Origin of the sequence: Leptolinea tardivitalis, assembly GCF_001050275.1 — a bacterium.
Classification (GTDB): domain Bacteria; phylum Chloroflexota; class Anaerolineae; order Anaerolineales; family Anaerolineaceae; genus Leptolinea; species Leptolinea tardivitalis.
This window is the reverse complement of record NZ_BBYA01000010.1, coordinates 280,077-296,756: the sequence shown is the minus strand read 5'-3', so window position 1 is coordinate 296,756 and position 16,680 is coordinate 280,077. Positions and strand designations below refer to the sequence as shown.

Below are 16,680 nucleotides of genomic sequence, written 5' to 3'. Positions count from 1 at the left end.
TTTGAGCAGTTTTCAGGTATGCTAGAATGAATCTATGCAGACTGATCTGCGGCATATCATTTTTCTGCTTCTTTCTTTGATTTTTTGTGCCTGCATGGCAGGCCAGAATAATGCCGGTAACAGCGATACTCCGCCGCCGGCAGCTTCATTAACTGTGGCGATCATTCCCCCGAAAATGACTTCGACTGCGGTAATGCCAATAACAGCCGGGCCAACAGAAACGGTCACGTCGACACATACGACAACACCCCTTCCCACAGAAACCAGTACCATCACACCCGAACCAACATATACGATCTTGCGCGGGATTGTCAACCAGGAGCATGTAAATTGTTATTACGGGCCATCAAAAGCGTATCTGTATAAATACGGTCTGTTAAAAGGAAACCGATTGGATATCATCGGATATTTACCAGATACCGGGTATATCGAAGTTCAGGCCATTGGCGGAAATAACCCGTGCTGGATGAACCTTGAATTTATGGATGTACAGGGAGAAATCCAGACTGTTAAACCGATTGATCCATTAGATATCAAATTACCCTGGTCGCCGTACTACAGTGCATTGACATTTGCCCGGGCAGAACGGAACGGTAATACGGTCACCGTTTCCTGGTCACCGCTAAAATTGAAGGCGGGGGACAGCTCGGAGCAGGAAGCCTATCTGCTGGAAACCTGGGTTTGCCGGGCGGGCAGATTGACTTTTGTTCCGGTGGGGGCGTATCAGAACACAGTCAAAGTAGAGGATGAACCCGGATGCAAAGAGCCATCGTGGGCAAGGTTATACGGGGTCGAAAAACACGGATACACCCGGTATCTGAAATTCGATTGGCCGCAGGCATCTGATCTGGCGGATTGATAGTAGAAATCCGGGAGAAGAAACCTTCCCAGATGTCAATCGAAAAAGAGACAGATTAATTTACCCGTTCATCTCCGAAAAAGAACAGTGCGACGGTGCCCGGACCGGTATGCGCGCCAATGACGGTGCCGACACTATTAATCATCACTTTTCCGTTCAGATGCGGAAATCTCGCTTCAACCAGGTCGGCCACCATGCGGGCATCTTCAAAGCAGGCAGAATTGGAAATAAAACACTTGCCGGAATAATCCAATCCATTCTGGGCATGTTCTTCCATTTTCTGAACAATCTCTTGAATAACGCGTTTCTTCCCCCTGATCTTCTCACGAGGAATCAATCTTCCGAGATTATCCATATTCATCAATGGGCATATGTTCAACAAACCGCCCACGATGGCCGAGGTGGCTGAAATCCTGCCTCCGCGTTTATAGTGGGTCAGATCGGTTGAGAAAAACCAGTGGTGTATTCTTAATTTGTTTTCTTCCACCCAATTGTATACATCTTCAAGTGAAGAGCCGGTTTCCTGCCTGTCTTTTGCACTGTCAACCAGAAGGCCGTAACCAGAGGAAGCTCCCAGTGAATCAATAATTTTGATGTTTCTATTGGGGTATTTCTGTTGGAGTTGTTTGCTGGCGAGAACAGCTGAATTGAAAGAACCGGACAGCCCGGAGGAAAGTGAAATATGCAGGATATCCTTTTCCTGTTTTAGGAAGGGTTCAAAAAAATCGATAAATTGATTGACATTTACCTGTGAAGTGGTTGGCAAAGCACCTGCGGCAATTTCTGCATAAAACGTATCGAATGGAATGGTTTGTCCCAGGTCATCGGGGTATTCTTTACCATTCATTGTGAAATGGAAACACACGTAAGGAATATGTCTCTTGTTCATGTATTCCAGGGGCAAATCTGCTGTAGAGCAACAGGTAATAACGTAATCAGACATAGTTATAACTCCAGAAAGGTGGGGTGATTCCCACCTTTAATTATTAGGAGGAAATCACCTTATTTAATCATAGAAGATTGAGAATACCGGTCATTCACCTTCACATACGAAGGTAGTATATTCATATATGAGAATGCGTGACACCTACCATAGTCATAATTATGGTCATATTTTTCCATAAACTGAAATATGCCGCCAGTTGTTCTCAATACGAAATACTGTGGATTGTACCTTTCGGCATTTCCATTAGTAGCCGGGAGAAGATACGCCTGCTCTGACAGCCCGTCCAGGGAACCACTAACCTTCGGGTTATGAGAGATTTTCCTGGTTTCGGAGCGTTTTTCCCTCAGGCGCCGCATTTTAGCCTGGCCTGAGGATCTTTAGTTATGAGTTATTCGTCACGTGATAGTGATTTTTATCGCGACCCGGACGACGATGGTTGTGAAATAGTGAACGACCGTCTAAGTATCACGATCATAATATCCAATTGTTTGTTCGCGGTTTGTAAAGGTAACACAAAAAATACTCTACCACAAAAGGTCATTCGTTCAAAAAGTTGATTATTTATTAATATGGTTTAGTTTACTTATGATCACTTTCTTTCAACAATACTTCCAGCCTGATCAACATATCGTCACGAATCGTACGAAATACTCCCAGAATCTCATCTTCTGTACCCTGTGCCTTTGCTGGGTCAGGAAACCCCACATGCTTACGTTTTCCTTTTCCCAGCCAGACCGGACAGTTTTCAGCAGCATCATCGCAAACGGTGACAACCAGGTCAAAATCTATCCCTCGAAATTGATCGATGGACTTGGATGTTCCTTTATGTTCAATCCCAATCTCTTGTAATGCTTTAATGGCATAAGGGTGGACATACCCCGCTGGCTTTGTTCCAGCGCTGACAGCGTCCCACTGATCGCCATACCGGGCATTGACAATCGCCTCAGCCATTTGAGATCGACAGGAATTGCCCATACACAAGAATAGGATTTTCCTTTTTGGGTTAATCATCTTTTGTCCTTGATAATGCTATAAATTATACCCAAATATGAGTATTTGACAAAATTGAATCAAATTATTGAAACATTTTTGTTTATTGAAGAGCTCTTTGATTAACTTTATCTCAAAGAGCTCTTCATCTCTGTTAAGCTGATTTCTCCGCGCAGGGAATGCAGACGGTTTTTCCATTTTTAATTCGAGCGTATCGTTCCACCATCACCTCGCCGCATTCCTCGCAAATGTGCGTGTTGAAATCGTGTGGGCGTCCCGGGGTAAGTTTAATTTCCTGAATTGGATCAATTTTGAAGAGGTTCTCATCTGATTCTGCCAGGATAAAATCAACAGCGGGGTTAATCAATTCTGCAGCAATCTTTGATGCGGGAACGCCTTTCTTGCGGAATTGGATGAATTCAGATTCCTGATTGCGTTTGATGACCTCGTTGCGGGTGGCCACCCGCACACTGCGACCGGATTTATTATCAATCAGAGTCAGCACAAATTTGCCATACCCCAACTTGCGAATATTGCCCTTGCCAAAGGTGCATCCGGTGGCCATCATCACACCATCAGCATAACAGGTGGCGCAGTGATCGCTGTCGATCTCCACAAGGGCAGTAAGCTGTCCATCCGTGGCTCGTTCTACGCCTAACGCTTTGAGAGCGGCTACGCCAGCCCGCAAACCCATCGGCATAGCCGGGCATTTGTGACCATGCAACAATAAACCAGCTTTATACAACTCATCATTTTGATTCATCTTCTTTTCTCTTTATTTAACTAAATCAAAGATCATTTTGGCAGCAATAACGAACAACAACACACCGATGATCTTCTTTAACTGATTGTTGGAAATCTTGGTCTTCATTAATTGCGATCCAACAATGGATCCACCTGCGGCCATTACCGCCATGATAATAAGAAAGATCGGATCCAGGTTCCCCATGCTCGCATGACCCAGAAACCCGGAAAGCGATGAGAATACCACCACCAAGGCAGTGGTACCTGCGGCTACCTTGGCATCCAGACCCAGCCAATTTAGAACAGGCAAAATGAAGTTGCCTCCACCGACGCCCAACAATCCCCCCAGGAAACCAGCAACGCTGCCTACCCCTGCACCGGCTGCCACTTCAACCGAACGTCCAAGTGCCTGGTTGCGTTTTTTCGCTTTATAGAAGAGCATCATGAAACCAGCGAAAACCAGGAACGCAGCAAACAGGCCTAACAGCACTATTTTGTTGACCTGGGCAGTTAATCGAGCGCCAAACGGTGAAAGAATTACTGCTGTTACCAATACGGGTAACCCTACCCGCCAGTTAATCAGCTTTCCCCGCCAGTAGTTGATGGTGGCAAAAAGCATACTGACCACGTTCAATAGTAAAGCGGTTGGCGTGGCTTCTGCCAAGGGAATACCCAGGTAATAGAACAGCGGAACAAACAGGAAAGCAGCTCCAAGACCAGCCATGGCTAGCAAACCAGAAAAGACAAACACCAGAACTGCGCTGATCAGATAGATTTCAATCGCCATACCAACACCGTTTACCGGTCATAACCAGAGCAGGGGATGCAGACGTGTTGGGTTCCATCCACACGCAGATAGGCCAGGGCAGTCAATTCACCGCAGCGATCGCAGGGTTTAAAGCCCATCACTTCCGGGATCCATTTGCCCGGGTATTCAAATACCTCACCGATTTTGAGCACTTCTTCTTTCGGGGCATTCCAGACCAATTCCACCAGCTCCATTTGATCTTCCAGAGGGATTTCATCGGGTGAAATACCGGCAGCGCGCTGCTGCATGAACTTGGATGCCGCAATTTGCTTCTGCAATGTGCTGGTGAAAACCACCCGCACAGCCCGATTGGTGTCTTTCTCAATCAGGGTGAAGCCAAGTTTACCCAGGGGATTCTTGCGGATATTGCCTTTGCCAAAGGTGCAGCCGGTGGCGTATTGCACACCATCGCCAAAGCACATGCCGCCGTGTTCTTCGCCAATTTCAACGATGCCATATAGCTGCGTGCCACCAGAGCGCTTGATACCCAGCTTTTCGAGGGCAGCCAATCCCACGCGAACGCCCGCCACGCTTGCCCAACAGCGGTGACCATGAAACTCAAGGGCTTTTTCCAGGATTTCTTTGTCGTCCATCGTTTCCTCTTTTCTCTATAAAACCAGATTGAATAGATACCCGGTGATTATGATCGCCAATGCCACTGTTCCGATAAAAACAGTAATGAGCTGGGGTTTCAAAACGCGGCGCAGGATGATGGTTTCTGGAAGGCTAAGCCCAACCACAGACATCATGAAGGCCAATACGGTACCCAGGGATGCTCCTTTTTCCATCAAAGCGCTGACGATTGGAATGACTCCAGCCGCGTTGGAATAGAGCGGCACACCTAAAAGTACAGCCGCTGGGACAGACCACCAGGCTTGCTTACCCATAATCCCCACTAAAGCAGTTTCGGGGACATAACCATGAATTCCGGCTCCGACGGCAATACCTGCGATCACATATAGCCATACTTTCCCGACGATTTCTTTGACCGATTCCCACGCCCTTTCAATTCGATTTGTCCAGGCAAGTTTTTCTTCTTGAAGTCCACCTGTTGATTGCATTTGCCAGACAAAATCTTCGACATAGCGTTCTAACTTTAATCGACCGATGAGCACCCCGGCAATGATAGCAATGATCAGACCTGAAAGGATATAAAGTCCCGCTACTTTCCATCCAAATAAACCAAAAAGCATGACAATTGCCACTTCGTTGATTGTAGGCGCGGCGATCAGGAAGGAAAATGTGACTCCTAATGGAATCCCGCTTTCGACGAACCCAATGAACAGTGGAACTGCTGAACAGGAACAAAAGGGAGTGACAATCCCAAGAAGCGAAGCCAGAACATTCCCAATGCCCTGGCGCTTACCACCCAGCAACGCACGAGTTCGTTCTGGACTGAAAAATGTGCGTAGAATAGAAATCAAAAAGATCATCCCGGATAACAATAAGAGGATCTTGGGAACATCGTATAAGAAAAATGCGATAGCATCTCCCAGATGCGAGCCTTTAGTCAGGTGCAGTGCGCTGTAAGAAATCCAATCCGCCAACGGCTGAATCAGGTTATAAGCAGCAAACCAGGCTGCGGTGATTAATGCCAGCAGGGCAATAATGCGTAGTTGATTCTGTTTGGCTGGGTGTGTAAGTGAATTATCCATATCACATTCCTATCATATTCAAATGCTTGAATAATATTCAGGCAAAATTATAGGCGGAGCCAGTTGGTTTTCCGCCTGAATAAATTATTCCTTGAGCCAGGTTTCGATTTGTTCTTCAGTCGGAATGCGGCCTGCAGAGACCAGTTTTTCATTAATAACCAATCCAGGAGTAGAGAGAATTGGATATTTCATAATCTCAGCATAATCGGTCACTTTTTCAAATTCCGCTTCTATTCCCAGATCACCAACCACCTTGCGCGCCATTGCTTCCAGGCGCTTGCAATTGGCACAGCCCGAACCAAGAATTTTGATATTTTTCATAGGTACTCCTTCATATTCAAAAGTCTGTATATAATCGTTCAAAAAAAAGAGCAGCTTATCCGCTGCTTTGTTTTGCCATGCAATGCGGGCAATTACAACTCGCCACAGGATTCGAAGGACCAACGGCCTGGCCTGTCAATTTCTGAACCGCGTCCAGCACGGTGTAGATATCCGGGTTGACCACGCGATAGAATATGTTCCAGCCATCACGACGGTCTTGAATCAGACCGGCTTCGCGCAATACCGCAAGTTGTTGAGATATGTACGACTGGCGAAGGCCCAAATAGGCTTCCATGTGGCAGACACAATGCTCGCCATCTCTGAGGATATTGAGAATCGCAATCCTTGCCGGGTGGGTAAGAATTTTGAATACCTGTGTTTGCGCATCCAGAGGATCAATATTAATTTTTTGCTCTTCAATCATATTCAAATCCATGAATATGATTATATCCCCATACACTTTTTTGTCAACAGTTAGTCGGAAAGAATTGATTTGATTAAGGAATTAGCTTATATATAAATCGAAACGACAATTTCTTGTCGTCTTGATTACGGAAGCTGGGAGTGGACCTAGTTCCCTATATAGGGTTTGTGCCATTTGAACACTAAAAATCACCTGGCAAGGTGTTTTTTTTGTGGCGGGGAGCAGATGCGCCTGCCCTGACGGCCCGTTCGGGGAACCACGGGTTATGAGAGATTTTCCTGGTTTCGTAGCGTTTTTCACTCAAGCGCCGCATTTTAGCCTGGCTGAGGATCTTTGGTTATGAGTTATTCGTCACGTAATAGTGACTTTTATTGCGACCCGGAGGAAGAAGGTTGTGTTTTGGTGAATGAACGTCCTCTTTTGTAGAATTTTTGTGAGATGGAAAAAGTCTTTGAGATTCAAGGCCGTTTGATTCTGTCAAAGCCTGGGGGTGATGATGGGGCAAGCAGGTGCTATATGTATTGGGAAATAAATATTATAAAGAATCTGTCGCCATTAATTTATTATGATGTGCTATAACAAATAAGGAAATCATGATTATCATAATCTGGATTTCTTTGCAATTGCAGCATCTGCGAAATTGGAGGCCTACTTGTCCGAACTGGGTTTTGAGCTGAGTGATTTGATTGAGGCCGAGGGGTTTGACAAACTGGAATTGATCCAAAAGGGAGTAGAGGCTGTCTGTCTGAACGACGAAACGCGGGCGCGTTTTTTGCGCATCTGTTCATGAAGTTCTGGAACTCTCTCAAACCCTGCTCAGCGAAAATCGCCTGTACTGGCCGGTCTACAAACAGCAGCAGGATGCCCTGGAAGCATTATTTGAACAAGTCGAGGATCACCGCCAACCGGAAGACATTTCGGACATTTTGAACGATGCGTACAAAGTGATTGGACAATCGGTTGGCGTTTACTCCACCGGGCAGCCTGGAGGCGATTCTGGCAAGTTGTTTGACATCAGCCAGATTGATATCCAAAAGCTGCGCCAGGAATTCGAGCACTCCCCGCGCCAAAACCTGGCGGTTCAAACCCTCAAAGTGCGAGTGGAGAAGTGTTTGGAAATTATGCTGCGCCGTAACCCACGCCGGGTGGATTTCTCAGAACGCTTTCAAAAGATTGTCGATGAATACAACCAGGAAACCGACCGTGCGACCATCGAAAAGACGTTTGAGGCACTGTTGAATCTGGTCGAAGCGTTATCTGACGAAGAACAACGCTCTGTTCGGGAAGGATTAGATGAAGAAAGCCTGGCCATCTTTGACCTGTTATGTGAAAAGAAAAACGAACTCAATCCCCGAACCCGAAATCGCGTTAAGAAAATTGCTCAAGAGCTGATTGAGAAAATCAAGGCGGAAATTGGCAAGGTGGATAACTGGCGCGCCAAAGATACGACCAAGGCGCAGATCCGCAGCCTGATCTTCAATTACCTGTACGATGAGCAAACGGGCCTGCCGGTGGATGTGTACTCACCCAAAGATGTAAATACCCTGGCAGAAGAATTGTTCAAGCATGTGTATGTGCAGTATCCCGATGCAGTGGAGAATGTGTATAACCAGTAGCGATAGTGAGTCGCCTTCTAGGATTCAACAAAGTCGTAGAGTAATGCGAGAAAAATCAAATTTAATCTCTTAATTTCCAGGGAAAATGCGCATTAATAAAAAATCTGTAGAGATTTGGATAAAATAACCAATTAGGAATGAAAATTTAATCATATAAACCAAAAACTAGTCAAATTATCCGGAGGGGGCATGCAACTCATCACAATTGAAATCAAAAATTTTCGTTGTTTGAAAGACGTAAAGATACCTTTTCGCGAATTAACTGTCTTAATTGGCGAAAATGATGCCGGAAAGAGCACTGTACTGGATTTATTAGACTTGATTTTGAACGAACACCAACCTGAAGATAGCGATTATTACTATTTCGATGAAGGTAATGGAAATCCAGAAAGCCGAGCAGATGAAATTGAGGCGGTTCTAACCTTTCATCCGTATAATGGCCAAACAATATCACAAGAGTTCCTATCTTCTGATGGATTTTTCCGTTTGAAGAAACGATTCACAAGACTCAGTGGCGAGACCTGGTATAACGGGCGCTGTTATGAACAGGAAATCCTCAATCAAGATTTGACATCATTGAGAGTAGCTGACCTTGATGCAATCATCCAGGAAATCGGGATCGTCGTTGGGGGAAGGTTGAATAAAGATGAAAAAATTCAAAGAATTGAAGATTATAAACAACACACTCCGTTTCATGACGCTTGGGTAACTACTACCCCGGCTGCTTTACGGGAATTTCTTCCCCGTTTCGAACGTTACCGTTCGCTTGACTATCAAGATCCGACAAATGTTGTGATGAAAACTCTTCGAACCGTGTATGAATCGAAAATATTTGAAACCGATGAAAATGGTACGCGTCAACCAATTGCATCTCTAAGAGATCTAAAATCTGACATTGAAACTGAGCTAAATAGAAAGGTGTCGGAGTTATTAGGATATGTTCAACGGTACAACCAACGTGTTCAACGAGTGGAATTCAATCCCACAATAGATTTCTCTGGAGGGTTGAAAAGTGGTCAATTTTCGATCGATGATGGGCGGGGATTTCATTGGTTAAATAAATGTGGTGATGGAACAAAAAGACGGCTATTGATGGCTTTTTTTGATTGGGAGAGAGAAATTTTTGGCCAACAACAAACTCGTCCACTATTACGTGGTTATGACGAACCGGACGTCAATCTTCACTACGAAGCCCAACGACATATGTATCGAACGATCCGAGATATTGTTTACCAGGAAAAATCTAGAATACAAGTGATCGTTTGTACTCATAGCCTTACAATGATTGATCATGCTCCTGCTACAAGTATTAATCTATTGCGTTTATGTGAATGTGGTATGACCAGTGTGAATTATCTCGATACTTTAGAGGATCAGGATGTTGAGGATTTTCTTGTAAATCTTGCCGCTGAATTAGGCATTACAAACTCTATTCTTTTCTATGAACGTTGTTACATCATCATTGAGGGTCCAACCGAAGAAAATGCTTTACCTATCTTTTACCATCGTTTGTATGGTCATAGCATGATAGAGGATGGCATCCGCTTGATAAACATCGAAGGTAATGGAGGCAAAAAAGGCCTTCTAAAACTACTTGGGAAAAACCGACAGCAACTCACTATTGCATTTTTGGATAGTGATACCCAAACCAATCAGGATTTTATTAATGCAGGTTTCACAAGAGACCAGGGTGATGATTATTTAATATTGATTGGGCATAAAGAATTCGAAGATGCATTCTCAGATGAATCTATCTGTTCTTGTCTTAACTTGGTATGGCCTCGAATTGATAACAAACCTTGGGCACCTGAACATTTGTCGGGCATAAGAAATGAACCGAATAAGAAATTCTCCGAAAGATTAATGAGACTAATTTATCAGAATGGTGGAAGTGATGTTCCCAATACGAAGCCTGTCTACGGGCAAAAATTGGCTAGCATTTGTCCGCTCGAGATGATCCCAGAACGAGTTATTCACCTTTTCAATAGGGCAAGAGAAATTGCCAGAGTCGGCTAAAGGAGAAAATATGTTAAGAACACCTGTTGCATCAAGTAACCTGCGGTCAGTTGGCTATGATCCACAAACCCAAACACTAGAAATTGAATTTATTTCAGGAGGGGTTTATCAATATTTCAATGTACCTGCGGGTGTTTATCAAGGGCTTATGAGTGCAGCGTCGCATGGCAAGTATTTCCACCAAAATATAAAGAATGCTTACTCGTATCGTCGGATTGGGTAATATCTGGCAGCTCAATCAAATAACACTTAGAAACTGTAGGAAATGAGATCTTTCCTGTAGATAATTAGTTTTAAGATAAATAAGTTAACCATCGAGGTAATCGGTTATGAAATTTCTCTTGTTGGGGGTATTTGGGTTTGTCATATATAAACATTAAGAAAAGTTGAAAATATGACAAGATTGTGCTAGAATAAGGTACCACTGGAGGAGGGGCACGATGACGAATACGATAGGACAAAAGATCAAGGCGCTGCGCGAGAAAGCCGGCTTGAACCAGATGCACATCGCTCAGTTTTTAGAAATGGATCAAAGCACTATCTCGAAGTGCGAAAAGGGCGAGCGCCAATTCCAAGTGGATCATTTGGAACGGCTTGGCAACCTGTTTGGTGTATCCCTGAGTGACTTGATGAATGAGGACGTACCGGTGGCGCATTTGCAAATCGCATTCAGGGCGAATGGAATTCAGGTGGAAGATCTCAATGCCATTGCAGATATTCAAAAAATCGCATTGAACCTGGACAAGATGCATGCTATTTTACGGGAGAACCTGCATGAAGCCTAAGCCAGAGCTCAGTTACCAGGCGAATGAGCTTCGAAAACGATTCGGAGAGGACTTATCCTCTCCGATCGATGTTTTTACCATCCTGCAATCGCAAGAACGCCTGACGCTGGTTTTTTACCCCTTCTCCAACCACATCTCTGGCATGTGCGTGCGCACGCGCAGCGGCGAACAATTGGTCGCGATCAATTCAACCAGAACGCTAGGCCGCCAGCGCTTCACCGCCGCGCATGAGCTGTATCACCTGTTCATCCAGGACGAAATAACCACCGTGATCTGCGGCAATGATATTGGTGCTGGCAGGGATGAGGAAGAAAAGAATGCGGATTGTTTTGCTTCATACTTCCTCGCGCCAAACGATGCGCTGCGCAGCTTCATCGAGAAGAACTTGATAAAGGGTGGGCGCAGACCCTTGGCGGTTGAAGATGTCGTGCGCATCGAACAGCATTTCCGCATGAGCCGACAGGCGACTCTCTACCGGTTGGTTGGGGATGGCTGTATCTCCCTGGATTTCGCGAACACGCTCAAATCCGACATCATCGCCTCGGCGCGCAAGTTGGGGTTTGGCGATGAGTTGTACATCCCCACCCCGGAGAACCGGCAGTATTTTACTACTGGAAGCTACATCGAGTTGGCTGAACGACTGAGCAACGGCAATGTGATCTCCAATGGCAAATACGAAGAACTGCTGCTGAATGCCTTCCGGGCCGACATCGTATACAACCTCGCAGCCGAAGACCAGGAGGCGTATGACTGAGCCGTTATTCCTGGATACAGACTGCCTTTCGACATTTCTGTGTGTTGGGCAGGAAAACCTTGTTCTCCAGTTGTACGCTGGTCGCATCGGCATTCCCCAGCAAGTGTATTTTGAATTAAGAAGAGTGCAGTTCATGAAAAACAAGGTGGATGCTTTGTTGAATGCGAATCGAGTCATGGTGTACCAAATCATCGCCGGTACTGACGCTGGATACTTATACCTGAAGCTTACTGAACATCCTGATCAGGGATACAAGATCATTGGTAGTGGAGAGGCAGCCGCGATTGTGCTTACCAAGGAATACAATGGCATCTTGGGAAGCAATAACATGCGGGATATTCTGCCCTATATCAAGTCCTTCAACTTGCAGCACCGCACTAGCGCCGATATCATGGTTGAGGCGCTGGACCATCTTTTGATCAACGAAGGCCAGGGCAACGTGATCTGGCGAGATATGTTGCAGCGCAACCGCAAGCTACCCACCGACACATTTACGCAATTCCTGGCGAGCCGAAAATAAACGGGGGATGGAAAGCCCAGGTCGTAATTATTTTTCCGGGTGTTGAAACCTATCCCAAGGACCGATTAGCGGCCTCGTTCCTTGACTTGCCAATGCTTCATGCGCACGGGTAAATCAATTTAACATCGTTCCCCCTAAGACTCTACGGGAACGACCTACCGTGAACAACCTGCCAGGTCGTTCCACTGTGAATACTAGTCAGAGAAAAAATGAAGATCTCAAAATATAATTAATGGATGACCTCCGACAACACACTTGAAATCACTCTCGATACCTGGATTATTTCCGACACGCATTTTTTCCACACGCCTGTGCGCCTTCGGCGTGAGAATATCGGAAGGTATTGCAGCCGGCCTGAAAACTGGCAGGAATTGATTATCAAGAATTGGAATGACCTGATTTCTCCTGACGAAACCGTCCTGCACCTGGGTGATTTTGCCTTAGGCAATAAAAGCAATTTTGACCTCCTTACTGGCATGTTAAAAGGCAGATTGTTTTTGATCCAAGGTAACCATGACCGGATCAGCAAATCTTATTGTGAAACCCGTGGCGTAACCTTGATAAAAAACTCCTTGACGTCCAGATATCCGATCAGATGAAACTGATTTTTTCACATCGCCCGATTGTTCCTCTTGAAGATGGTTGGATCAATCTACATGGTCATACCATAATGTTCCACCGCTGCCTGAAGGTTCCAATCTGGGACCGAACCATATCTAAATGAGCGTTGAGGTCAGGGGGTATCGTCCCTGGCGATTGGGTGATATTCTCAAAACCATCAAAGACCATCCAACAGAGAACGATGTGTCACTCCGCTGACCCGTTCCCCCTTAAGACTCTAGGGGATCAAAGTGGATGGAACAAAGTACGCATTGTTCCCATGGGTCAAGATGGTATTTCCATACCTTTTTACGGTAAAAGGCGCTTCAGCGTTCTCCCTGTTCAATTAACGTCTGCGGTATGTCAGCGAGGACACAGACGCTTACTTTTCTGTCAAAAATGTACTTCTGTCTTTTCTTGACTTTGATACCAACAGCCAAACAATCGGATAAAGAATAAACTGATCTCTGCCCACCTTGGATCATGCCTGATTTCTTTGTAGAATAAAAATGGTATCGTTTCGAGTCGCTGATCTCCCTGGACATCCATCAAATCGTAGGAGCGGCCGCATAACAAAGAACTTTGTTATGCCGGTCGCTTTTCGTTTTCCCTGGCGACCTTCTTAATGAGTAAAGAGTAACTATCAAACCATTTGGCGACTTTGATGTCCGATCCCATTCCGCCCAGTGATATGGATGCCGAAGAGGCATTACCTGGTAATTGTTGGCAAAGTAACTCTCAACAATGAACTAATTAGCATTTTCCTTTACGGAATCAGCGCATGGAAAATAGTAGCGGGGAGTGGACACCTGTACCCCCTGTGGGTATTTCTTGCTCTGAATGGTTTAGCCAGGGAACTACCGAAAGAATCGAAAACGCCAGCCCTTGCAGACTGACGTTAATGTGGATAGTGCCTTTCGGCATTTCTCTTAGTAGCGGGGAGTGGATTCGAACCACTGACCTCCGGGTTATGAGGGAGGAACCTGGTTTCGGGACCGTTGACCTCCTTACCAGGCGATTTAGCGAGTTAATAGTACTCCGGTTCCGTCGACCATTGCAAACTACGGTTGTTGATCAGCGTTCGTATAGTAAGTCTTTTTGTGGGGGAAGTCAAGCACTTTTTTGCCATTTTTCCACCTTTTTGGAATGGATTCAGCCATTAAAACCGCCTCTACTCCGCTGCAGGGGGAGTACGTGAGTTGACCGGTTAAACCTGGAATCAACGAGCCCAACGATACAGCGGTTACCAAAATTTTGAAAATATCATATTCATTTTGATCGAAAGACAAGGATTAATCCATTCCCTGCCCATCTATTCACACGCCTGTTTGCCAGGAAGAAAGGAGGCTGTTTGGATTATTGCAGAAGGATAACAGGACATTTCTTCCAGAGTGAAAGTAAGGTTGGCCGAGACATCACCGGGTATGACTGGAAAGTGATCGTTGATCCTACCCGGTCAGCGGATGAACCTGGTCTGTTCTACGGTGGTTTATTCCGCATGGTGGATTTGCGATTGGATCGCGATGAAAAATCCACCTGGCCTGATGGGATCGTGTTTGAACATAGGCTGACCGGTCACCGCCTGACCTTTGAAAAAGGAAAACTTTTAGATCTCACGAATAACAAAGTGCTTGTTCGAAAGCCAAGAGAAAGAAACAGGAAAGGAAAAACTTTGACAAAACCCAATCTCCATAACTCAGCTATCAGCCGGATGCGCAGGTTCATCCTGTTCCGCATCAAAGATGTGACCGGCGTCTCGGGCACCGGAGTGGTCGCGGAAGGCACCGTCTTTTCGGATGGATTATCGGTCATCCATTGGTTGAGAGAGCCATATGCCATGGGCGTTTACCAGACTCTCAATGACGTGATTGCCGTCCATGGACATGAAGGTGGTACACAGCTTCGCTTCATTGATGAAGGCGAAATGACGCAAATCCCCCAAGGAGGTTCAGAATGACGACCAAAATTATTACGATCAGTAACCAGAAAGGCGGCGTTGGAAAAACTACCACAGCTGTCAATCTGGCGCACAGCCTGACATTGGAGAACAAACAAGTTTTATTGATCGACCTTGACCCACAGGGTCAATGCGCTACCAAGTTAGGCATGGATGGCCAGATGGGTGCTTACTATTTCCTGACGACTCAACCGGCCTCCCCCAGCGAAGTCACCTTTGTCAGGCAGTGGATTCGAGAAACGGGCCGTGATGACCTGAAACTCATCCCCGGCAATTCCATGACTTCCTCCGCCCAGATGATCCTCTCCGTTCAGGAGCAGCCCATCTCCTATATTCGCAACCTGTTAAAAACATTCACGCGGGACCGGTTTGAGTACATTATTTTTGATACCTCGCCATCCGTTGGCGGTTTGCAGGAGCGGGCCATCTGGGCCGCTGACCTGGTGATCGTTCCTACGGCAACAGAGTTTGCATCTCTAGACTCCTTATCCAAAACGATAAGCACGATCCAGACCCTCCGAGATAAGAAGAACTGGCATGGCGGGTTGTTGGGAATCCTGCCGACCTTTTATGATAACACGCGCGAATCGCGCGACTCTCTGGTGGACTTACAGGGAACCTTTCAGGATAAGGTACTTTCTCCGATTCACCGGGCTACAGTCTTGCGGGAGTGCTGGTCTGAAGGAAAAACCATCTTCGAGTATGCCGCCGATTCGCGGTCTGCGGAAGAATACCAACTGTTAGCCGACCTGGTTCTGAAATATTAGGGGCAACAATGGCCAGGCGAGATGCGTTTTCCGGATTACGAGAGACCCCTTCGTCGAACGCTGATGAAGATGGCCGCTCCGTAGATATGCCTGCGTTCTCTGAAAAACAAGATGTTAAACAGCCTTTGGACTTGATCCCGACCGCTCAGCGCAGGGAGAAAAGGAACCGGGATTGGGAGCAGGCTCATCGCGCAGAAACGGTCACCTATCGAGGCGTCCCGCGGGAGTGTCATGAATGGATCGAAGAAATTGCCGAAGGTCTTGCTGTTCCCCGGGATGAAGTTGTTCGCGCCTTTTTGGAGTTTGGTGTGAAGCAGTACCAGTGTGGCCAGCTCGCGCTTATTGCTTATCCCAAAGCACAGCGGATGACCCTGTTCCCGGAAGGTGAGAGAAAAACATTGGTGTCTCCTTCGCAAGGTAAAAAAATCAACGGCTGGCTGAATGAGGCTTTCCCGGTAGCAATGAAGAACGAACGCGGAGCAAAAAGGAAGAAAGGCAAGAGGGGCCCAGCTGATGGCTCACGTTGGGAGATTCGCGTAACGTACCGTATACCGATCCTATTAAAGGAAAAGATCCGTTCAATTGCGAATGAGCATACCTTGCCGGTGGGTGAAGTGGTCTGGTTTTTCATTGAACAGGCATTACAGGCATTCCGAAATGGAAGTCTGTCCCTTCAACCGGCTCCAAAGATGATCGGCATGACTTTATTTCAGGGTCGATGAACCTGCTGGCTTTTCATGTCGGAGAAAAATTGTACTTGCTTTGTAGGAATGAAAAGAACGTCTGCGGCAATGCTGACTTGCCGCAGACAGCCTGCTGACAGGCCGCAGACGGTAACGCAGACGCTGCCGCTGACGTTGATTGAACAGGAAGGCTTTTGAGGCTTTTCTTTTGCATGGGATGTGGAAAACATCCTTA

At 46.1% G+C, this 16,680-nt stretch carries 20 protein-coding genes; 11 read left to right on the top strand and 9 right to left on the bottom strand.

From position 1 onward, the window contains the following. Positions 1-34 precede the first annotated feature (34 nt). Entirely contained in the window at positions 35-859 is an 825-nt protein-coding gene (locus LTAR_RS10905; protein ID WP_062422277.1) for a hypothetical protein, read from the top strand. Positions 860-914: 55 nt separating this feature from the next. On the opposite strand, the gene LTAR_RS10900 is transcribed toward LTAR_RS10905, so the two are convergent. From LTAR_RS10900 to LTAR_RS10865, 8 genes are all read right to left on the bottom strand, one after another. Then, positions 915-1,802, bottom strand: coding sequence for a DegV family protein (locus tag LTAR_RS10900; RefSeq protein WP_062422276.1), 888 nt, complete (start codon positions 1,800-1,802; stop codon positions 915-917). Between the two features lie 582 nt (positions 1,803-2,384). Then, on the bottom strand, positions 2,385-2,816 hold the full coding sequence (locus LTAR_RS10895; protein WP_062422275.1) for an arsenate reductase ArsC: 432 nt from the start codon (positions 2,814-2,816) through the stop codon (positions 2,385-2,387). A 133-nt stretch (positions 2,817-2,949) separates the two neighbouring features. Further along, positions 2,950-3,558, bottom strand: coding sequence for an FmdE family protein (locus LTAR_RS10890; RefSeq protein ID WP_062422274.1), 609 nt, complete (start codon positions 3,556-3,558; stop codon positions 2,950-2,952). Between the two features lie 12 nt (positions 3,559-3,570). Next, complete coding sequence (locus LTAR_RS10885) at positions 3,571-4,326, bottom strand: sulfite exporter TauE/SafE family protein (protein WP_062422273.1); 756 nt, start codon at positions 4,324-4,326, stop codon at positions 3,571-3,573. An 11-nt stretch (positions 4,327-4,337) separates the two neighbouring features. Next, positions 4,338-4,940 carry an FmdE family protein gene (locus LTAR_RS10880; RefSeq protein WP_062422272.1) on the bottom strand — a complete coding sequence of 201 codons (603 nt, stop codon included), beginning with the start codon at positions 4,938-4,940 and terminating at the stop codon, positions 4,338-4,340. 15 nt (positions 4,941-4,955) lie between these two features. Further along, complete coding sequence (locus LTAR_RS10875; protein ID WP_062422271.1) at positions 4,956-6,002, bottom strand: permease; 1,047 nt, start codon at positions 6,000-6,002, stop codon at positions 4,956-4,958. A gap of 84 nt (positions 6,003-6,086) precedes the next feature. Then, entirely contained in the window at positions 6,087-6,323 is a 237-nt protein-coding gene (locus LTAR_RS10870) for a thioredoxin family protein (protein ID WP_062422270.1), read from the bottom strand. Between the two features lie 55 nt (positions 6,324-6,378). Beyond that, the gene (locus LTAR_RS10865; RefSeq protein ID WP_236686602.1) at positions 6,379-6,759 is read right to left on the bottom strand and encodes an ArsR/SmtB family transcription factor; all 381 of its coding nucleotides are present in this window, start codon (positions 6,757-6,759) and stop codon (positions 6,379-6,381) included. Between the two features lie 914 nt (positions 6,760-7,673). On the opposite strand from LTAR_RS10865, the gene LTAR_RS16905 reads away from it, so the two are divergent. The 10 genes from LTAR_RS16905 (at position 7,674) to LTAR_RS10800 (ending at position 16,484) form a co-directional block, all read left to right on the top strand. Further along, positions 7,674-8,363, top strand: coding sequence for a type I restriction enzyme endonuclease domain-containing protein (locus tag LTAR_RS16905; protein WP_158423433.1), 690 nt, complete (start codon positions 7,674-7,676; stop codon positions 8,361-8,363). 189 nt (positions 8,364-8,552) lie between these two features. Beyond that, complete coding sequence (locus LTAR_RS10850) at positions 8,553-10,379, top strand: AAA family ATPase (RefSeq protein WP_062422267.1); 1,827 nt, start codon at positions 8,553-8,555, stop codon at positions 10,377-10,379. 10 nt (positions 10,380-10,389) lie between these two features. Next, entirely contained in the window at positions 10,390-10,602 is a 213-nt protein-coding gene (locus LTAR_RS10845) for a KTSC domain-containing protein (RefSeq protein ID WP_062422266.1), read from the top strand. Positions 10,603-10,819: 217 nt separating this feature from the next. Then, a complete protein-coding gene (locus tag LTAR_RS10840; protein ID WP_062422265.1) occupies positions 10,820-11,164 on the top strand; it encodes a helix-turn-helix domain-containing protein in 345 nt (114 codons plus the stop codon). Further along, positions 11,154-11,918 (top strand): ImmA/IrrE family metallo-endopeptidase, encoded by a 765-nt coding sequence (locus LTAR_RS10835; RefSeq protein ID WP_062422264.1) that lies wholly within the window; start codon positions 11,154-11,156, stop codon positions 11,916-11,918. Before LTAR_RS10840 ends, LTAR_RS10835 begins: the two co-directional genes overlap by 11 nt. Further along, positions 11,911-12,438: a hypothetical protein gene (locus LTAR_RS10830; protein ID WP_062422263.1), complete on the top strand. Its 528-nt coding sequence runs from the start codon at positions 11,911-11,913 to the stop codon at positions 12,436-12,438. The genes LTAR_RS10835 and LTAR_RS10830 overlap by 8 nt, the downstream gene beginning before the upstream one ends. A gap of 236 nt (positions 12,439-12,674) precedes the next feature. After that, positions 12,675-13,037 (top strand): metallophosphoesterase, encoded by a 363-nt coding sequence (locus LTAR_RS10825; protein WP_062422262.1) that lies wholly within the window; start codon positions 12,675-12,677, stop codon positions 13,035-13,037. Between the two features lie 1,352 nt (positions 13,038-14,389). Then, positions 14,390-14,995, top strand: coding sequence for a hypothetical protein (locus LTAR_RS10810; RefSeq protein ID WP_062422259.1), 606 nt, complete (start codon positions 14,390-14,392; stop codon positions 14,993-14,995). Continuing rightward, a complete protein-coding gene (locus LTAR_RS10805) occupies positions 14,992-15,762 on the top strand; it encodes a ParA family protein (protein WP_062422258.1) in 771 nt (256 codons plus the stop codon). Before LTAR_RS10810 ends, LTAR_RS10805 begins: the two co-directional genes overlap by 4 nt. Before the next feature lie 8 nt (positions 15,763-15,770). Beyond that, positions 15,771-16,484, top strand: a complete 714-nt coding sequence (locus tag LTAR_RS10800; RefSeq protein WP_062422257.1) for a hypothetical protein — start codon at positions 15,771-15,773, stop codon at positions 16,482-16,484. Between the two features lie 13 nt (positions 16,485-16,497). On the opposite strand, the gene LTAR_RS17155 is transcribed toward LTAR_RS10800, so the two are convergent. Beyond that, the gene (locus tag LTAR_RS17155) at positions 16,498-16,659 is read right to left on the bottom strand and encodes a hypothetical protein (protein WP_158423432.1); all 162 of its coding nucleotides are present in this window, start codon (positions 16,657-16,659) and stop codon (positions 16,498-16,500) included. Positions 16,660-16,680: the final 21 nt, after the last annotated feature.

Excerpts from the sequence above, each read along its gene's own strand:
- LTAR_RS10885 (WP_062422273.1), bottom strand. The coding sequence starts at position 4,326 with ATGGCGATTGAAATCTATCTGATCAGCGCAGTTCTGGTGTTTGTCTTT.
- LTAR_RS10880 (WP_062422272.1), bottom strand. The coding sequence starts at position 4,940 with ATGGACGACAAAGAAATCCTGGAAAAAGCCCTTGAGTTTCATGGTCAC.
- LTAR_RS10865 (WP_236686602.1), bottom strand. The coding sequence starts at position 6,759 with ATGGATTTGAATATGATTGAAGAGCAAAAAATTAATATTGATCCTCTG.
- LTAR_RS10840 (WP_062422265.1), top strand. The coding sequence starts at position 10,820 with ATGACGAATACGATAGGACAAAAGATCAAGGCGCTGCGCGAGAAAGCC.
- LTAR_RS10835 (WP_062422264.1), top strand. The coding sequence starts at position 11,154 with ATGAAGCCTAAGCCAGAGCTCAGTTACCAGGCGAATGAGCTTCGAAAA.
- LTAR_RS10900 (WP_062422276.1), bottom strand. The coding sequence starts at position 1,802 with ATGTCTGATTACGTTATTACCTGTTGCTCTACAGCAGATTTGCCCCTG.
- LTAR_RS10850 (WP_062422267.1), top strand. The coding sequence starts at position 8,553 with ATGCAACTCATCACAATTGAAATCAAAAATTTTCGTTGTTTGAAAGAC.
- LTAR_RS10905 (WP_062422277.1), top strand. The coding sequence starts at position 35 with ATGCAGACTGATCTGCGGCATATCATTTTTCTGCTTCTTTCTTTGATT.
- LTAR_RS10805 (WP_062422258.1), top strand. The coding sequence starts at position 14,992 with ATGACGACCAAAATTATTACGATCAGTAACCAGAAAGGCGGCGTTGGA.
- LTAR_RS10845 (WP_062422266.1), top strand. The coding sequence starts at position 10,390 with ATGTTAAGAACACCTGTTGCATCAAGTAACCTGCGGTCAGTTGGCTAT.
- LTAR_RS10870 (WP_062422270.1), bottom strand. The coding sequence starts at position 6,323 with ATGAAAAATATCAAAATTCTTGGTTCGGGCTGTGCCAATTGCAAGCGC.
- LTAR_RS10875 (WP_062422271.1), bottom strand. The coding sequence starts at position 6,002 with ATGGATAATTCACTTACACACCCAGCCAAACAGAATCAACTACGCATT.
- LTAR_RS10895 (WP_062422275.1), bottom strand. The coding sequence starts at position 2,816 with ATGATTAACCCAAAAAGGAAAATCCTATTCTTGTGTATGGGCAATTCC.
- LTAR_RS10800 (WP_062422257.1), top strand. The coding sequence starts at position 15,771 with ATGGCCAGGCGAGATGCGTTTTCCGGATTACGAGAGACCCCTTCGTCG.
- LTAR_RS10830 (WP_062422263.1), top strand. The coding sequence starts at position 11,911 with ATGACTGAGCCGTTATTCCTGGATACAGACTGCCTTTCGACATTTCTG.
- LTAR_RS10890 (WP_062422274.1), bottom strand. The coding sequence starts at position 3,558 with ATGAATCAAAATGATGAGTTGTATAAAGCTGGTTTATTGTTGCATGGT.
- LTAR_RS17155 (WP_158423432.1), bottom strand. The coding sequence starts at position 16,659 with ATGCAAAAGAAAAGCCTCAAAAGCCTTCCTGTTCAATCAACGTCAGCG.
- LTAR_RS10825 (WP_062422262.1), top strand. The coding sequence starts at position 12,675 with ATGACCTCCGACAACACACTTGAAATCACTCTCGATACCTGGATTATT.